We start from the raw sequence: 17,047 nt of genomic DNA on the forward strand, positions 1-17,047 counted from the left end.
TATTGGCAATATTGACGCTATAATTGCATGCGCATTTCTTTTACCTTTCCCATAGGGAGCATGGTCAATGCAATGCGCATGTCATTCACGCGTCGTGAATAATAATGTCAATAAAATCAGGGAGTTCTCAGCATGCGTAGTTTCAAAATCTTGTTTGCATTTTGCTCGGCTCTTGCATTGTCCGCATGTTCCACCGTCGCGCCGCCGTATGCACCTGCCATGGATAATGTGCAGACACTGAAAAACACTGGCGATGCCAAAGCCAGGGTAGGCGCCTTTACTGCAGACAAGCCGGCCGATGCTTCCTTGTCCATGCGCGGCACCTCGCTCGATTCGCCGTATGCCAAGTCATATGCCGCGTATATCGCCGAGGCATTGAAACAGGAATTGTCGCTTGCAAATAAACTGGCGCCTGACGCCGATATCGAAATTTCCGGCATCTTGCTGAAAAATGATTTTGACGCGTCGGGCTTCAGCACCGGCACGGCGAAGATCGACGTGCGCTTTATCGTCAAAAAAGCCGGACAGGTACGCTATGATCAAGTGAAAACCGCCAGTCATGAATGGCCATCGTCATTTGTCGGCGCCATTGCGCTGCCGCGCGCGATGCAGGAATATACGGTCGTCGTACAAAAGCTGCTTGCCGACCTGTACCAGGATAAGCAATTCAGCAATAGCCTGCAATAAGCGGCTTTTTTGTTCATGACGAAAGCACGCATATGGCACTAGCAAAAATTCTCGCAACCATTGCCGTGATATTGACACTGGCTGGCTGCGCGCATCCGATGGGTATCAATCCGGACCTCAGCAAGATCGCGCTGCCAGATACCGCGCAAGCCATGCACAAGCATGTCGCTTACTACATCAGCGATACGATGCTGCAGACCGAAGTGACATCGGGTGGCGGCGGTGGCGACAAGGTCAGCTATTTCCCGTATCGCGATATGGAATTGGCCTTGTACAAAATGCTGTCGAATGTCTTTGGCGAGGTGACCCGCCTGAAAAACCCGCTCGACAAGGACGCACTTGCTGCCACGAAGATCGTTTATCTGATCACACCACAGATATCAACCACTTCTTCGTCGAGCAGTGCGCTGACCTGGCCACCAACGCATTTCAGCGTCGACCTGACATGCATCGTCAGCGATGCCGGCGGCAAGGAAGTCGTCTCGAAAAAGGTGGTGGGCATAGGCGCGGCTGAATTCAGCGAATTCAAGAAAGACGCGTCGATCACGGGCAGGCGCGCGGTGGAAGACGCCGTACTCAAGATGCAGCAAGCCTTGCTGGCTGCACCGCTCCTGCGCGAATAATCGTGCAGGTCCCGGGCAGGCATGGCAACATGCCTGCCTTACATCAATACAGCAAGGACACATATGGGCACCTGGGCACTTGACGCCTTCGGCAACGACTACGCCATGGACTGGGCGCAGGACCTGCAGGAATACAAAACGCTGGAACTGGTCGAGACCACGCTCGACAACGTGATCGACAGCACCGAAGACGAACTGGAAGCGCCATTCGCCGCCGAAGCGCTGGCCGCGCTGGACGTGATCGCGCGCCTGCAAGGCCGGCCGGGCGCACCCGATCCCGCCACCGCCGAGGTGGACGAATGGGTGGCCGCCTGCAAGAAGAAAGTCACGCCGCCACTGCTGGACAAGGCACGCCTGGCCTTCGAGCGCATTTTGTCGGACGCGTCCGAGCTGCGCCAGCTGTGGCAGGACAGCGAGCACTTTGCCGACTGGCAGGCCGACGTGGCGCACTTGCGCGCGCGCGTGCTGGGTCCGGAAGCGGCGTAAAAGATCGCGCAACGGCGCACTTCAACGTATTAAATTTGCATCAAAAGCGGGGAAATCCGGTATTCCCCCACTTTTGGTGTATCCTATATCCCTTCGCAACAACGGCTCACGCCTCCTATGCCCGAGCACCCTAGTGGCGTCAGAACTGACGTCAAGCCCCACCGGTCACTGTTTGAACGCCTGACCGCACTCATTTCCCCCGAGCCAGAGAACCGTGCAGAATTGCTCGAAGTTCTACACGATGCGCATGAACGCAAGCTGATCGACGCCGACGCCCTGTCGATGATCGAAGGCGTGTTCCAGGTGTCGGATCTCTGTGCGCGCGACATCATGATTCCCCGTTCGCAGATGGATGTCATCGACATCAGCAAGCCGATCGAGGAATGGATGCCGGAAGTCCTGTCCACCGCCCACTCGCGCTTCCCCGCGATCGAAGGCGAACGCGACAAGGTCATCGGCATCCTGCTGGCGAAAGACTTGCTGCGTTACTACGCCGAGGAAACTTTCGACGTGCGCGACATGCTGCGCCCCGCCATCTTCATCCCCGAATCGAAACGCCTGAATGTGCTGCTGCGCGATTTCCGCGCGAACCACAATCACATGGCCATCGTCGTCGATGAATACAGCGGCGTCGCCGGCCTGATCACCATCGAAGACGTGCTGGAACAGATCGTCGGCGATATCGAGGACGAATACGACTTCGACGAAGCCGAGGACAATATCCTCTCGCTCAAGGAAGGCCAGTTCGGCCCCCGCTGGCGCGTCAAGGCGCTGACCGAGATCGAACAGTTCAACGAAGAAGTGGGCAGCCACCTGGTGGACGACGACGTCGACACCATCGGCGGCCTCGTCTCGAAGTACCTGGGCCGCATGGCGCACAAGGGCGATATTTTCGACCTGGGCAATCTGCGCTTCGAGGTGCTGCGCGCCGATGCGCGCCAGGTGCACGTGCTGCTCGTCGAGCGCCTGCCCAACGTGCCGGAACTGGAACTCTGACATGCGCGTGCTGTAAATGCGTTTCAGACGCGCCGACCCCAACGCCCCCGCCAAACCGCCCCGCAGCACCTGGGCGCGCATGCTGACTGCCGCCATCGCCGGCGCCGTCGCCGTGCTGGCGTTCGCCCCTTTCGGCTACTGGCCGCTGCAAATCCTCAGCCTGGGCGTGCTGTTCTACCAGGTGCTGCGCGCATCGAACGTCAAGGCCGGCGCGCTGATCGGCTGGGCCTACGGCTTTGGCTGGTGCGCGGCCGGCACGCACTGGCTGTATATCTCCATGCACCGCTATGGCGACATGGCCGCGCCGATCGCCGCCATCGCCGTGGCCCTGCTGGCCCTGTTGATGGCCATTTATGTGGCCTTGGCCATGGGCGCGGCCGCCTGGCTGCGCCAGCGCTGGGTGCTGTCCCTGCCCGTCATGACCCTGCTGGTATTGCCGGCCACGTGGACCCTGTTCGAATGGACGCGCGGCTGGCTGTTTACGGGTTTTCCGTGGCTGGCCACCGGCTACGCCCACAATGCCAGTCCGCTGGGCGGCTTTGCCCCCATCGTCGGATCGTACGGCCTGGGCTGGCTGGCGGCGCTGTCCGCCGGCGCCCTGCTCTTGCTCACGCACCGCACGCGCTGGCGCGCGCTCGGCGGCGTGATCGCGCTGTATGCGGCCGGCGTTGGCTTGCAATACGTGAGCTGGACCCACCCGGTCGGGCGCCCGATCACGGTGCGCCTGCTGCAGGGGAACGTGCCGCAGCAGCAGAAATTCGACCCCGGCTTCGTGCTGGGCGCCCTGCAGATGTACCAGAGCGCCATCACCAGCGCGCCGGCCGACCTGATCGCCACGCCGGAAACGGCCGTCACCGTGCTGCCGCACCAGCTGCCGCCCGGCTATCTGGATAGCCTGGCGACATATGCGCAGCAGACGGGCAGCACGATTTTGCTCGGCATGCCCGTGCTCGACGAGCAGCAGCGCTTCTACAATGCGGCCGTGGGCATCACGCCCAACGGCACACCGGGACCGTACTACCAGTACCGCAAGCATCATCTGGTGCCGTTCGGCGAATTCGTGCCGCCCGGCCTGCACTGGTTCGTCGCCATGATGGCCATCCCGCTGGGCGACATGGGCCGCGGCGCCGAAGTGCAGGCGCCGCTGCAGGTACGCGACCAGCTGGTGCTGCCGAATATCTGCTACGAAGATTTGTTTGGCGAGGAAATCGCCGGCCAGCTGGCCAGCGCCCACCGCCATGGCAAGCAGTCGGCATCCGTGCTGCTCAATATCTCGAACCTGGCCTGGTTCGGCGACTCGATCGCCATCCCCCAGCATCTGCAGATTTCGCAGATGCGCAGCCTGGAAACGGGCCGCCCCATGCTGCGCTCGACGAACACGGGCGCCACCGCCGTCATCGACGGCAAGGGCGTGGTGCAAAGCCTGCTGCCGCCGGAGCAGCAAGCGACCCTGGCGGCCAAAGTGCAGGGCATGGGCGGCATGACGCCATACATTCTGTACGGCAACAAACTGGTGCTGGCCCTGGCCGCGCTGGCCCTGCTGACGGCCTTCCTGCTGTCGCGCGCCGCGCGCCGTGGCCGCGCCGCGCAGCAATAAGCGGCCGATATTGCCCGAAGAGTCACAGTGGGCCCGTAAAAACCGCTAAAATTAGCAAAACCCCGGCCCGGACGCGCTTGTTAGCAGCGTGCGGGCTTCAAGCAAACCTTAACAGCGCGCAGTCTCCCGCGCGGCGAACTCATACGATGCTCACATTTCAACAAATTATCCTGACCTTGCAAACCTATTGGGACAAGCAAGGTTGCGCCCTGCTCCAGCCATACGACATGGAAGTCGGCGCCGGCACCTTCCACACCGGTACCTTCCTGCGCGCGATCGGCCCGGAACCGTGGCGCGCCGCGTATGTGCAGCCGTCGCGCCGCCCGAAAGACGGCCGCTATGGCGAAAACCCGAACCGCATGCAGCACTACTACCAGTACCAGGTGGTGTTGAAGCCGGCACCGGAAAACATCCTCGACCTGTATCTGGGGTCGCTGGCCGCGCTGGGCCTGGACTTGAAACAGAATGACGTGCGCTTCGTCGAAGACGACTGGGAAAGCCCGACCCTGGGCGCCTGGGGCCTGGGCTGGGAAGTCTGGCTGAACGGCATGGAAGTGACCCAATTTACCTACTTCCAGCAAGTGGGCGGCCTCGATTGCAAGCCCGTGCTGGGCGAGATCACCTACGGCATCGAACGCCTGGCCATGTACCTGCAAGGCGTGGAAAACGTGTATGACCTGGTGTGGACCGAGTGGGAAGAAAACGGTATTACGAAAAAACTGACCTACGGCGACGTCTTCCACCAGAACGAGGTGGAGCAATCGACCTACAACTTCGAGCACGCGAACACGGACCTGCTGTTCGAACAGTTCGGCAACTACGAAGCGGAAGCGAAGCGTTTGATCGAGCTGCAACTGACCCTGCCCGCCTACGAGAAAATCATGAAGGCCTCGCACAGCTTCAACATGCTCGATGCGCGCGGCGCCATCTCGGTGACGGAACGCGCCGCCTACATCGGCCGCGTGCGCACCCTGTCGCGCCTGGTGGCGCAAGCGTACTACGACTCGCGCGAGCGCCTCGGTTTCCCGATGCTGCCCGCCGCAGACCAAGCCGCCGCCTAATTCGAGCCTCTACACCGCCGTACCTGACAAGAACACCATGAACCAAACACTGCTCATCGAACTGCTGACCGAAGAACTGCCGCCGAAAGCGCTGGCCAAACTGGGCGCCGCCTTCACGGCCGGCATCGTCAACGGCCTGAAAGCGCGCGACTTCCTGGAAGCCGACAGCGTCGCCACCAGCTACGCCTCGCCGCGCCGCCTGGCCGTCTCCATCACCAACGTGCGCGAAGTCTCGCCCGATAAATCGATCCGCGAAAAAGTCCTGCCCGTCTCCGTGGCGCTGGACGCGAACGGCAACGGCACGCCGCCGCTGGCCAAGAAACTGGCCGCGCTGGGCTTCCCCGACCTGACGGTCGCCGACCTGGAACGCGCCGTTGACGGCAAGGCGGAAAGCTTCTTCTACACCTACACGGCGCCCGGCAGCCAGCTCGCCACGGGCGCGCAAGCCGCCTTGACCGAGTCCTGCGCCAAGCTGCCGATTCCAAAACTGATGAGCTATCAGCGCCCGGACGGCACCACCGTGCAATTCGTGCGTCCGGCCCACAGCCTGATCGCCCTGCATGGCATCAATATCCTGCCCTTGACCCTGCTGGGCTTGAACGCCGGCCGCACCACCCTGGGCCACCGCTTCCTCACCGACGGCGCGCCGATCGCCATCGCCCACGCGGAAAACTATGCGCCGTCGCTGATTCTCAACGCCAGCGTCATCGCCAGCAACGAGGAGCGCAAGGAGCGCATCCGCGCCCAGCTGCTGGACAAGGCCGGCGCCGACCAGGTGCTGATGCCCGAAGCGCTGCTCGATGAAGTCACGGCCCTGGTCGAATGGCCGGTCGTATATGAGTGCCACTTCGAAGAAGAATTCCTGGCCGTGCCGCAGGAATGCCTGATCCTCACCATGCAGACGAACCAGAAATACTTCGCCCTGACGGACAGCGACGGCAAGCTGCGCTCGCGCTTTTTGATCGTCTCGAACATCGAGACGGACACGCCCGAGCACATCATCGGCGGCAACGAGCGCGTCGTGCGCCCGCGCCTGTCCGACGCCAAGTTCTTCTTCGAGCAAGACAAGAAGAAGACGCTGGCATCGCGCCTGCCGCTGCTGGCCAACGTCGTCTACCACAACAAGCTGGGCACGCAAGCTGCCCGCACAGAGCGCGTCAAGGCGCTGGCCGGCGCCATCGCCGCCAAATTGAACTACGACGTGGCCCTGGCCGAACGCGGCGCCCTGCTGGCCAAGGCCGATCTGCTGACCGACATGGTGGGCGAATTCCCCGAGCTGCAAGGCATCATGGGCACATACTACGCGCGCCATGACGGCGAAGCGGAAGAAGTGGCGCTGGCCGCCTCCGAACACTACCAGCCGCGCTTTGCCGGCGACAGCCTGCCGTCCACCGCCACCGGCACCGCCGTGGCGCTGGCCGACAAGCTCGAAACCCTGGTCGGCATCTGGGCCATCGGCCTGGCGCCGACGGGCGACAAGGACCCGTTCGCGCTGCGCCGCCACGCCCTGGGCGTGCTGCGCATGCTGCTGGAAAAACGCCTGCCGCTGTCCATCGCGGGCTTGCTGGCGGACGCCGCCGCGCAGTTCGCAACCGTTCCCGGCTTCAAGGACCCGGTCGCGGACGTGACCACCTTCATGCTGGACCGCCTGCGCGGTATCCTGCGCGAGCGCGGTTTCTCGCCGAATGAAATCGAAGCCGTCGTGGCACAGAATCCGGACCGTCTGGACGACATCGTGCAGCGCCTGGAAGCCGTGCAGGCGTTTGCCGCGCTGCCGGAAAGCGCCTCGCTGGCAGCGGCCAACAAGCGCATCACGAACATCCTGAAAAAGAACGAGGAAGCCGTGAGCCAGGTCGCCGCCGGCGGCGTCAACGTGGCGCTGCTGCAGGACGAAGCGGAGAAAAAACTCGCCGCCGCCGTCTCGCGCGTGCAGCCGGAAGTCGACGCGGCCTTTGCCAAGGGCGACTTCACCGGCACCCTGCAAACGCTGGCGCAGCTGCGCGATGATGTCGACGGCTTCTTCAACGACGTGATGGTGATGGCCGAGGATGTCGCCCTGCGCAACAACCGACTGGCCCTGCTGTCGTCCTTGCACGGCATGATGAACCGCGTGGCCGACATTTCCAAGCTGGCGGCATAATGGGCACTCCGGCGCTGAAACTGATTATTCTCGACCGCGACGGCGTCATTAATCATGACTCGCCGGACTTCATCAAGTCGCCGGCCGAATGGCTGCCCATCCCCGGTTCGCTCGAAGCGATCGCCCGCCTGAACCAGGCCGGCTATCGCGTCGTCATCGCCTCGAACCAGTCGGGCATCGCGCGCGAATACTTCGACATGACGGTGCTGAACGCGATCCACCAGAAGATGCATACGCTGGCGCAGCAGGTGGGCGCCGATATCGACGCCATCTTCTTTTGCCCGCACGCGGGCGCGGACAATTGCGACTGCCGCAAGCCGAAACCGGGCATGTTCCATGAAATTTCGCAGCGCTACAACACCAGCCTGAAAGGCGTGCCCACGGTCGGCGATTCGCTGCGCGACCTGCAGGCCGGCTTCATCAGCGGCTGCGTGCCCTACCTGGTGTTGACGGGCAAGGGCGAAAAAACCGACGAAACAGGCGGCCTGCCGCCCGGCACCCAGGTCTTCCCCGACCTGGCCGCCGTCGTCAGCCACCTGCTCAAGGCGCCCGCCGTCGCGGCGCCCGCAGTGGCATTCAGTATCTAATCTTCGGAGAACCGCATTGCGTAATATTTCCCTGTTCCTGCGATCCCTGCTGTTCATGATCATCATGATCGTGGCCACCATCGTCTGGGCCTGCGTGTGTTTTTTTGCCGCGCCATTGAGCTACAACAAGCGCTATTGGGTCACCTCGCGCTGGAATGTGTTTATCCTGTGGTGCGCCAAGGTCATTTGCGGCATCCGCTATGAAGTCAAGGGCGCCGAGAACTTCCCCGATGCGCCGGCCATCGTGCTGTCGAAGCACCAGTCGGCATGGGAAACCATCTTCTTGCTGCCCAGCCTGCCCCGTCCGCTCGTGTATGTGTTCAAGAAGGAGATCCTGTACATCCCCTTCTTCGGCTGGGCCATGGCGCTGCTGCGCATGATCCCCATCGACCGCAAGCAGGGCAAACATGCGTTCAAGAGCGTGGTCGCGCATGGCAAGCGCCGCCTGGCCGATGGCCAATGGATTATCATGTTCCCGGAAGGCACGCGCATTCCCGTGGGCCAGACGGGCAAGTACAAGAGCGGCGGCACGCGTCTGGCCATCGCTACGGGCGCCGTGGTGGTGCCGATCGCGCACAATTCAGGCGAGTGCTGGCCCAAGCAGTCGTTCCTCAAACGCCCGGGACTGATCACCGTCTCGATAGGCAAACCGATTTCGCCGGAAGGGCAAACCCCGGACAGCATGATGCAACAGGTGGAAAATTGGATAGAATCAGAAATGCGCGTCATTTCGCCTCACGCCTACAGCGCTGGCTAGACGGCATCAGCGCGGTCATCCAGGAGCCGACCCTGCGCCAGCAGATGAAGACCATCAAGGTCGGCGACCAGCAACTGGATTTGTTCGCGCATGACGTCTCGACCAGCACGCCCCCGGCGGTGCGCCCCACGGCACCGCCAGCGCCGCCCGTGGCGCCGCCGGTAGTGGCGCCCGCGCCGCACATCGTTCGCCCCGCCCCGCCTCCCCTGCCTTCCCCGCCGCGCACCGCCGACGGCCCGCCGCTGCGCCAGCTGCAGCTGGGCAGCCACCTCGTCGAATTCGCCCTGCGCCGTTCCACGCGCCGTTCCATCGGCTTCATGATCGACGATAACGGCTTGCGCGTCACGGCCCCCAAACGCGTCACGCTGGCCGAGATCGACAACGCCATCCGCGCCAAGCAAGGCTGGATCGTCTCGAAGCTGCTGGAACGGGGCGAGCGCAAGGTGCAGCGCCAGCAGCGCCCGCCCGTGGCCTGGGTCGATGGCGCCGTGCTGCCCTATCTGGGCGGCGACATCACCCTGCGATTGCACCAGGCGCCGCGCCACCGCGCCAGCTTTCAGCGCGACACCAATGAGCTGCACGTATGGGTCACGCCCACGGGCAGCGAGCAGCAACTGAAGGAAAAAGTAAAGGGCTGGTTCCAGCACGAGGCGCGCCAGCTGTTCGAGGCGCGCCTGGACGTCTATGCGGCCAAGCTGGGCGTGCGCTACGACTCGCTGTCGCTGTCGTCGGCCGGCACGCGCTGGGGCAGCTGCACCATCGAGCGCAAGATCCGCCTGAACTGGCGCTTGATCCACTTCGCCCTGCCACTGATCGACTACGTCGTGGCGCACGAACTGTCGCACCTGCTGGAAATGAACCACAGCCCCCGCTTCTGGGCCACCGTGGAATCGATCTATCCCGATTACGATGGCGCCAAGCAGGCGCTCAGGAAACGCTCGCAGGAGCTGCCGGTGCTGTTCGCCTAAACAATATTGTTGGCCACCACTGTCGGATTACGCGCCCTGCGCTAATCCGACCTACCTCCATCACCAGATTAGGCCGTAATCCGACACCATTGTTGGCCGCGCATCCATCACGCCAGCAGCGGTTTGATAGCCGCGATGGTGCGTGGCGTGGCCCCCCGGTGCTGGTTGGCAAAGGCCAGCGCCTTTTGACCCATCGACGATAAACGCGCCGGCTCCTGCAGCAGGGCCGACGCCTGCGCCATCAGCGCATCGGCGTCCGCCACCCGCGAGGCGCCGCCGGCGGCAATCGCCTGCTCGGTCACCAGCGCGAAATTGAAGGTGTGCGGACCGATCAGCACGGGCTTGCCCAGGGCCGCCGGCTCGATCAGGTTTTGCCCCCCCAGCGGCAGCAGGCTGCCGCCGACGAAGGCGCAATCGCAGGCCGCGTAGTACGCAAACATCTCGCCCATCGAGTCGCCCAGCAGCACCTGCGTGCCCTGCGCCACGGCATCGTCCTGCGCCAGGCCGGACCTGCGCCGCACGGCCAGGCCTTGCGCCGCGATCAATTTTTCCACCTCGTCGAAGCGCTGCGGATGACGCGGCACGATCAGCAGCAACGCATTCGCCGGCAAGCTGGCGCGGATATACGCATCGAGGATCAGCTGCTCTTCGCCTTCGCGCGTGCTGGCGCACAGCAGCACGGGACGTGCTCCTATCGCGGCGCGCAGCGCCGCCCCCGTCGCCAGCGCAGCATCGGGCACGACGACATCGAACTTGATGCTGCCCGTGACCACCACGTCCTGCACACCCAGCTGGCGCACGCGGTCGGCATCGTCCTGCGTCTGCGCCGCCACCAGGGTGATGCCGCGCGCCGCGTCGGCAATGAGCGTGCCCAGACGCTGCGCCTTGCCCAGCGACCGCTGCGACAAGCGCGCATTGGCCAACACCACGGGCACTTTGTAGCGATTGCATTGATGGATCAGATTCGGCCACACTTCCGTCTCCATCAGAATGCAGATGCGCGGCGCAAAGTGACGGATGAAACGCGCCGGCATGGCGCCCGTGTCGTAAGGCAGATAGCTTTGCACGAGACGCGCGCCGTGTTTGGCGAACAGCGCCTTGCCCGTCGCGCGCCCCGTCGGCGTCATGTGCGTGAGGACGATGCGGCAATCGGGCCAAGCGGCCAGCAGCGCATCGATCAGCGGCTCGGCCGCGCGCGTCTCGCCGACGGAGACGGCGTGCAGCCAGATGGTGTCTGTAGCCGTTGTCTGCTGGCGGCCGTAAAAGCCCAGGCGCTCGCCCCAGTGCTGGCGGTAGCCGGGTTCCTGGCGTCCGCGCAGCCACAGCCGCGCCAGCACCAGGGGCAAGGCCAGCCACCAGGCAAGGGTATAAAGAAGTCGCATGGTTGTTGAATGTTAAAGTCAGGCAGGAGGATGTTCGGTCAGCAGGCGTTGTGCCGCGGCCAGCACTTCCGGCACGCCGGGCGGCGCGCCCTTGTCGCCCAGGTTGATGATGTTCGGCGACCAGTTGCCTTCCGTTTTCCAGCGCGGCGAATCGGCATAGATTTCCACCGTCGGGCGCACGAAGGCGGCGGCGATATGCGTGAGACCCGTATCGACGCCGATCACCAGCGCCGCGTGGCGCGCCAGCAGGGTGGCGTCGCCCATCGACAGTTTCGGCAGCACGCGCGCATTCGGCAGGCCGGCCGCCAGTTGCTCGGCTTCCGCCTTTTCCCTGGGCGAACCCCAGGGCAGCAAAATCGGCATGGGCGCCAGCGCCTGCCCCAGGGCGATCCAGTTTTCCGGCGCCCATTTCTTGGCGTCGCGCGCCGTGCCGTGGAAATACACGCAGTAGGGCGCCTCGCCCATCCAGTCCGGGCGCGGTTCGCTGCGCGAGACGTCCGGCAAGCCGAAATCGGCCGGCGTGTCGACCATGTAGCCCAGTGCGGCGGCAGCCACCAGGCGGCCGCGCGCTACCGCATGCGTGCGCGGGTCGAGCGGAATGCTTTTGGTGTGGAACAGGCGCGAGATACCTTCGTAACCGGAGCCTTCGCTGCCATTGGCCAGGCCGACCTTCTGTCCGCCCGGCGCCAGGCGCGCGGCGCCCATGATGATGCCCGTCTTGAGCAAGCCCTGGGTATCGAACACATAATCGTAGCGCGTCTGGCGCAGGCTGCGGAAGAAGGCGGCGATTTCCGCGCGCGTCTCTTTCTTGCCCAGGCTCTTGCGCCAGCGCCGCAGCGCGAACGGGAAAATGGTATTGACACGCGCGTTCAGGCGCACCAGGCTGGTGTAGCCCTCTTCAACCACCCAGTCGATGGTCGCATCCGGATAATGGCGGGCGATGTCCGCCACCATCGGCAGGTTATGCAGCACGTCGCCCAGCGAGGACACGCGCACCAGCAGGATTTTCAAGGGCGCCTGTGCGCCAGGTTGAGCGGCCATGCTGTCAGAACGGCAGGACCGCGTCTGGCTTGGCGGCCAGGATCACGCTCTTGAACTGCCCCTGGATGCGCGCCAGGGCTGCCGGCGTTTCCGCTTCGAAGCGCATGACGATCACCGGCGTGGTGTTCGACGAGCGGGCCAGGCCGAAACCGTCCGCGTATTCCACGCGCAAGCCGTCGATGGTGATGATCTGTTCATTGCCGGGGAAGACGGCGTCGCGGCGCAACATGTCCATCAGCGCGACGTTCTCGCCCTCCTTCAGTTCCAGGTGCAGTTCCGGCGTGCTGTCTGACTGCGGCAGGGAATTGAGCAAAGCTGAAGGATCGGCTTCCCGCGTGAGAATTTCCAGCAGGCGCGCGGCCGAATACAGGCCGTCGTCGAAACCGTACCAGCGGTCCTTGAAGAAGATATGGCCGCTCATTTCGCCGCCCAGCGGCGCACCCGTTTCGCGCAGCTTGGCTTTTACCAGCGAGTGGCCCGTCTTGTACATCAGCGGCACGCCGCCATGCTTGCTGATCCACGGCGCCAGGTGGCGCGTGCATTTGACGTCGTACAAAATCTGCGCGCCAGGGTGGCGGGTCAGCACGTCGGCGGCGAACAGCATCATCTGGCGGTCAGGATAGATGATCTGGCCATCCTTGGTGACCACGCCCAGGCGGTCGCCGTCGCCGTCGAAGGCGATGCCGATTTCGGCATCCGTCTCGGCCAGGCAGCGGATCAGATCCTGCAGGTTTTCCGGGTGCGCCGGGTCCGGATGGTGGTTCGGGAAATTGCCGTCGACGTCGCAGAACAGTTCAATGACTTCGCAGCCCATGCCGCGGAACAGGTCGCCCGCGAACGCGCCGGCCACGCCATTGCCGCAGTCGACGGCGATCTTGATCGGGCGCGCCAGCTTGACGTCGCCCAGGATGCGCTCCAGGTAGGCGGCGCGGATATCGTGCGTGGCATAGCTGCCCCGGTTGACGCTGGCGCTGCCGTCGTGGGCCATAATGCTGTGGTACAGCGCCTGGATCGCTTCGCCGTGGATCGCCTCACCGGCCAGCACCATCTTGAAGCCGTTGTAGTCGGGGGGATTGTGGCTGCCCGTGACCATGATGCCGGAGCGCGTGTCGAGCACATTCGTGCCGAAATAGACCATCGGCGTGGCCACCACGCCCAGGTCGATGACGTCGACGCCGGCCGCTTGCAAGCCCTGCGCCAGCGCCGCCGTCAGTTCCGGTCCCGACAGACGGCCATCGCGGCCGATCACGACCCGCTGCTCGCCCTTGGCCAAGGCGGCCTGGCCAAATGCCTGACCGATCTTGTATGCCACGCCGGCATCGAGGGTTTTAGCGATGATGCCGCGAATATCGTAGGCCTTGAAGATCGTTCTGGACAATGGGAGCATGGTGTGGCCGGTATAAGTAGGGTCAATAAGGTACCTGGCAAGGTGCAGCGCGCGGCTGGCGGCTTGCCACGGTGCCAAGAGTATACCGAATTATACGCGCAGCAGATCGATCGACTTGCCCGATTCCACCCACTGCTTGACCCACAGCGGCTGGCGGCCACGGCCTGTCCATTGCTCGGTCGCATTCTCAGGATGGCGGTAACGCACCGCGACTTTGCCCGTGCGCGGGTGCAAGCCATCGAGTATCAGCTGTTTCAGCGGAATGCCAGCTTGCTGCGCGATGGCCATGATCTGTTCGCGTGCTTTATTCAAGTCTTGGCGCTCGCGGCTTTTCAATTCCTGTTTGACATTATCTTCCAGTTTGCGCAATTCCAGCATCGTCATCGTAGACAGATCCATTGGTACATCCTTTATATTCATTTAAATAATAAAATCACGTGGAATATACTACATTGCATAAATATCTGTGCACCAACGCATAATCCATCATCAATTGAATCACGGCCCTCGATTTATTTGGCGGGCCAACATTAAGATTAAATGAAGAATATCCGGAAGCACGCATGAAAAATGAATAACCATGAATAAAATGGCATTCCCGCGTGCCTGACCGGCATGCCGGCCGATTATGATCGCTATACGGCAGCGTGACATACCGCTGAATCAAATTCCCATGCAGCATAATCGGCGCCCGCGTTTTTCTTCCCGCCGGCCATGCGCGCAATCGGATACCTGCCAGAAATGCCCCAACGCCAAAGAGCGGGCATGCTTATAATACAGGCGCGTAGTTCACCTCACCCCGGCACATATGAAAACTTACTTTATCGGCGATCTGCAAGGCTGTCATGCACAAACCGTCGAATTGATCGAACGGATCCAGGCGGCAGCGGGCGGTCCGTACCGCCTGCTGTTCGCGGGGGACTTGATCAATCGCGGCCCGGCCTCGCTGGCCACCCTGCGCCACGTGCACGCACTGGCGCGGCAAGGCCTGGCCGACAGCGTCCTGGGCAACCATGACTTGCACTTGCTGGCCGTGGCCAACGGCATCCGGCCCGAGCATGCGTCCGACACCCTCGCCGACATCCTCGATGCGCCCGACCGCGAGGAATTGATCACCTGGCTGCGCCAGCGGCCACTGGCCCTGGAACACGATGGCCATGTGCTCGTGCATGCGGGTTTGCTGCCGCAATGGAGCGCGGTCCAGGCCCTGTCCCTGAGCGGGGAGGTGTCCGCCATGCTGCGCAGCGACGATTGGGTGGCGTTCCTGCGCACCATGTACGGCAACGAGCCGGCCGCCTGGCGCGACGACCTGCAGGGTGCCGACCGGCTGCGCTGCATCGTCAACGCCATGACGCGGCTGCGCTTTTGCACGCCGGACGGCGTGATGGATTTCAAGGTGAAGGAAAGCGGCAGCCCGCCGCCAGGCTCCGGCCTGCTGCCCTGGTTCGACGTGCCAGGCCGGCGCAGCGCCGGCGACACCATCGTCTTCGGCCACTGGTCGGCGCTGGGACTGCTACTACGGCCGCACCTGATCGGGCTCGATAGCGGCTGCGTCTGGGGCGGAAAACTCTCGGCCGTGTGCCTGGAAGACCGCTCCTTGCTGCAAGTCGATTGTCCCGCCTTCCGGCAGCACAGCGGCAAGCAGTAAGCGTCAAGCTTGGCGCGCATATGCTTAGTCGAAATCGGTCGTTGGCCTTGCCGCGTCTGGCCCGTATGATGCAGCTTTTGCCTTTGCGATCCCATGCATCCTGATACCGACAGACTGGCGCGCTGGCTGCTCGGCAGCCTGGAACTCGACACCGCCGTCCTGCATGTGGGCCAGTACTGCGGCCGCTGGCGCGCTTCCACGGCGGGCCGGGAACTGGGCAGCTTTCACCTGGTGCTCGACGGCCATTGCTACTTGCACCTCGACGGCGCGGCACCGATCGCGCTCGGCCCGCGCGACGGCGTCTTCCTGCTGCGCGACTTGCCGCACTTCCTCAGTCCCCACAGCGATCCGCTGCAGGCGGTGAGTGCGCAAGCGATGCTGCCGCTGCAAACGCCCACGCAGCAGCCAGCGACGGCGCTGGCCTGCGGCTTCTTTCAATTTCGCGGCGCCCTCTCCGCGCTGATCGTCGACTCCTTCCCGCCGTATCTGCTGATACGCGGCGACGCGCCCGCCTTCAGCGCCGCCGCCGCGCTGTTCGACTTGATCCTGCTTGAGGCCGGCGGCGATCCGGAGCAACCGTCACCGCTCATCGCGCGCCTGGTCGAGCTGCTGTTCTTTTACCTGATCCGCCATGTGGCGCAGGGCGAACAGGTGGCGGCCGGCCTGCTGTCGCTGCTGCACCAGCCCGCGTTTTCGCCGCTGCTCGAACGCATGCTCGACGCCCCTGCCGACGACTGGTCGATCGAGAACATGGCCAAGGCAGCGTGCATGTCGCGCGCCAGCTTCTGCAAGCATTTCGCCAGCGCCAGCGGCCACTCGCCGGCCCAGTTCCTGCTCCTGCTGCGCATGAAGATCGCCGCGCGGCGCCTGCACGACGGCGTCTCCGTCGAACGCGCGGCCGAACTGGTGGGCTACCGCTCGCACGCCGCCTTTACGCGCGCCTTCAAGCGGGTCACGGGCGAGCAGCCGGGCGCCTACCGGCGCGACCAGCGCCAGCGTCAGCTCGCCAGCTGACGTCAAGCATTCCACAATCGCAGACGAACGAGCACAAAAGGACGACGCTGACGTCTGTTGCGTGCACGGCATGGCCGATATAATGACCGGGTGACTTACTAACTTAGCAAGGTACCCCATGTCCCGTCTGACGCTGCACACTCTCGATACCGCCCCGGCCGACAGCCGCCCCTTCGTGGAAAAAGCCATCGCCAACAATGGCTTCCTGCCCAACCTGATCGGCGTGCTGGCCAATGCCCCGCTGGCACTGGAAACCTATCTGACCGTCTCCGGCATCAATGCGCGCGCCAGCTTGAGCCTGATGGAACGCGAAGTGGTGCAGATCACGGCCGCGCGCATCCATGGCTGCGATTTCTGCATCGCCGGCCATAGCGCCATCTCGCTGAAAAAAGCGGGCCAGACACCGGACACGGTGCGCGCCCTGCAGCACGGCCAGCCGACGGGCGATACGAAGCTCGATGCCGTCGCCGCCTTCGCCACGGCCGTCATCGCCACGCGCGGCGCCGTCGCCGACAGCGACTATCAAGCCTTCCTGGCCGCCGGCTATAACGAGCAACAGGCGCTGGAAGTCGTGCTGGGCATCAGCCTGGCCACCCTGTGCAATTTCTCCAACAGCCTGGCCGGCACGCCGGTCAATCCACAATTGACGCCCTACCTGCCTGGCGCCGTCTGA

17 protein-coding genes are annotated in these 17,047 nt (G+C 63.6%); 13 read left to right on the forward strand and 4 right to left on the reverse strand.

The window, feature by feature from the left end:
* Positions 1-219 precede the first annotated feature (219 nt).
* The 10 genes from CBW66_RS03320 (at position 220) to CBW66_RS03365 (ending at position 9,902) form a co-directional block, all read left to right on the forward strand.
* Entirely contained in the window at positions 220-687 is a 468-nt protein-coding gene (locus tag CBW66_RS03320; RefSeq protein WP_230492105.1) for a hypothetical protein, read from the forward strand.
* 32 nt (positions 688-719) lie between these two features.
* Positions 720-1,310 (forward strand): hypothetical protein, encoded by a 591-nt coding sequence (locus CBW66_RS03325; protein WP_139841568.1) that lies wholly within the window; start codon positions 720-722, stop codon positions 1,308-1,310.
* Positions 1,311-1,373: 63 nt separating this feature from the next.
* Entirely contained in the window at positions 1,374-1,796 is a 423-nt protein-coding gene (locus CBW66_RS03330; protein ID WP_086137033.1) for a DUF4259 domain-containing protein, read from the forward strand.
* A gap of 117 nt (positions 1,797-1,913) precedes the next feature.
* The gene (locus CBW66_RS03335) at positions 1,914-2,792 is read left to right on the forward strand and encodes an HlyC/CorC family transporter (protein WP_034746750.1); all 879 of its coding nucleotides are present in this window, start codon (positions 1,914-1,916) and stop codon (positions 2,790-2,792) included.
* Positions 2,793-2,808: 16 nt separating this feature from the next.
* A complete protein-coding gene (lnt, locus tag CBW66_RS03340; protein ID WP_230492104.1) occupies positions 2,809-4,389 on the forward strand; it encodes an apolipoprotein N-acyltransferase in 1,581 nt (526 codons plus the stop codon).
* Between the two features lie 146 nt (positions 4,390-4,535).
* On the forward strand, positions 4,536-5,450 hold the full coding sequence (gene glyQ / locus CBW66_RS03345; protein ID WP_070290459.1) for a glycine--tRNA ligase subunit alpha: 915 nt from the start codon (positions 4,536-4,538) through the stop codon (positions 5,448-5,450).
* 37 nt (positions 5,451-5,487) lie between these two features.
* Positions 5,488-7,590 (forward strand): glycine--tRNA ligase subunit beta, encoded by a 2,103-nt coding sequence (gene glyS, locus CBW66_RS03350; RefSeq protein ID WP_086137034.1) that lies wholly within the window; start codon positions 5,488-5,490, stop codon positions 7,588-7,590.
* A complete protein-coding gene (gmhB, locus tag CBW66_RS03355) occupies positions 7,590-8,177 on the forward strand; it encodes a D-glycero-beta-D-manno-heptose 1,7-bisphosphate 7-phosphatase (RefSeq protein WP_086137035.1) in 588 nt (195 codons plus the stop codon). The genes glyS and gmhB overlap by 1 nt, the downstream gene beginning before the upstream one ends.
* Before the next feature lie 16 nt (positions 8,178-8,193).
* Positions 8,194-8,934, forward strand: coding sequence for a 1-acyl-sn-glycerol-3-phosphate acyltransferase (locus tag CBW66_RS03360; RefSeq protein WP_086137036.1), 741 nt, complete (start codon positions 8,194-8,196; stop codon positions 8,932-8,934).
* A gap of 44 nt (positions 8,935-8,978) precedes the next feature.
* Positions 8,979-9,902 carry a M48 family metallopeptidase gene (locus CBW66_RS03365; RefSeq protein WP_086137037.1) on the forward strand — a complete coding sequence of 308 codons (924 nt, stop codon included), beginning with the start codon at positions 8,979-8,981 and terminating at the stop codon, positions 9,900-9,902.
* Positions 9,903-10,009: 107 nt separating this feature from the next.
* On the opposite strand, the gene waaA is transcribed toward CBW66_RS03365, so the two are convergent.
* The 4 genes from waaA to CBW66_RS03385 form a co-directional block, all read right to left on the reverse strand.
* Positions 10,010-11,284 (reverse strand): lipid IV(A) 3-deoxy-D-manno-octulosonic acid transferase, encoded by a 1,275-nt coding sequence (gene waaA, locus CBW66_RS03370; protein ID WP_086137038.1) that lies wholly within the window; start codon positions 11,282-11,284, stop codon positions 10,010-10,012.
* An 18-nt stretch (positions 11,285-11,302) separates the two neighbouring features.
* Positions 11,303-12,325 (reverse strand): lipopolysaccharide heptosyltransferase I, encoded by a 1,023-nt coding sequence (gene waaC, locus CBW66_RS03375; RefSeq protein ID WP_086137039.1) that lies wholly within the window; start codon positions 12,323-12,325, stop codon positions 11,303-11,305.
* Positions 12,326-12,329: 4 nt separating this feature from the next.
* Positions 12,330-13,712, reverse strand: a complete 1,383-nt coding sequence (locus CBW66_RS03380; protein ID WP_086137040.1) for a phosphomannomutase/phosphoglucomutase — start codon at positions 13,710-13,712, stop codon at positions 12,330-12,332.
* Between the two features lie 90 nt (positions 13,713-13,802).
* Positions 13,803-14,111 carry an H-NS family nucleoid-associated regulatory protein gene (locus CBW66_RS03385; protein WP_086137041.1) on the reverse strand — a complete coding sequence of 103 codons (309 nt, stop codon included), beginning with the start codon at positions 14,109-14,111 and terminating at the stop codon, positions 13,803-13,805.
* 409 nt (positions 14,112-14,520) lie between these two features.
* Here CBW66_RS03385 and CBW66_RS03390 point away from each other — a divergent pair, with 409 nt between their 5' ends.
* From CBW66_RS03390 to CBW66_RS03400, 3 genes are all read left to right on the forward strand, one after another.
* Complete coding sequence (locus CBW66_RS03390; protein ID WP_086137042.1) at positions 14,521-15,360, forward strand: symmetrical bis(5'-nucleosyl)-tetraphosphatase; 840 nt, start codon at positions 14,521-14,523, stop codon at positions 15,358-15,360.
* 93 nt (positions 15,361-15,453) lie between these two features.
* Positions 15,454-16,374, forward strand: a complete 921-nt coding sequence (locus tag CBW66_RS03395; RefSeq protein ID WP_086137043.1) for an AraC family transcriptional regulator — start codon at positions 15,454-15,456, stop codon at positions 16,372-16,374.
* 118 nt (positions 16,375-16,492) lie between these two features.
* Entirely contained in the window at positions 16,493-17,047 is a 555-nt protein-coding gene (locus tag CBW66_RS03400; protein WP_086137044.1) for a carboxymuconolactone decarboxylase family protein, read from the forward strand.

This window comes from Janthinobacterium sp. GW456P (assembly GCF_002127655.1).
GTDB lineage: Bacteria > Pseudomonadota > Gammaproteobacteria > Burkholderiales > Burkholderiaceae_D > Janthinobacterium.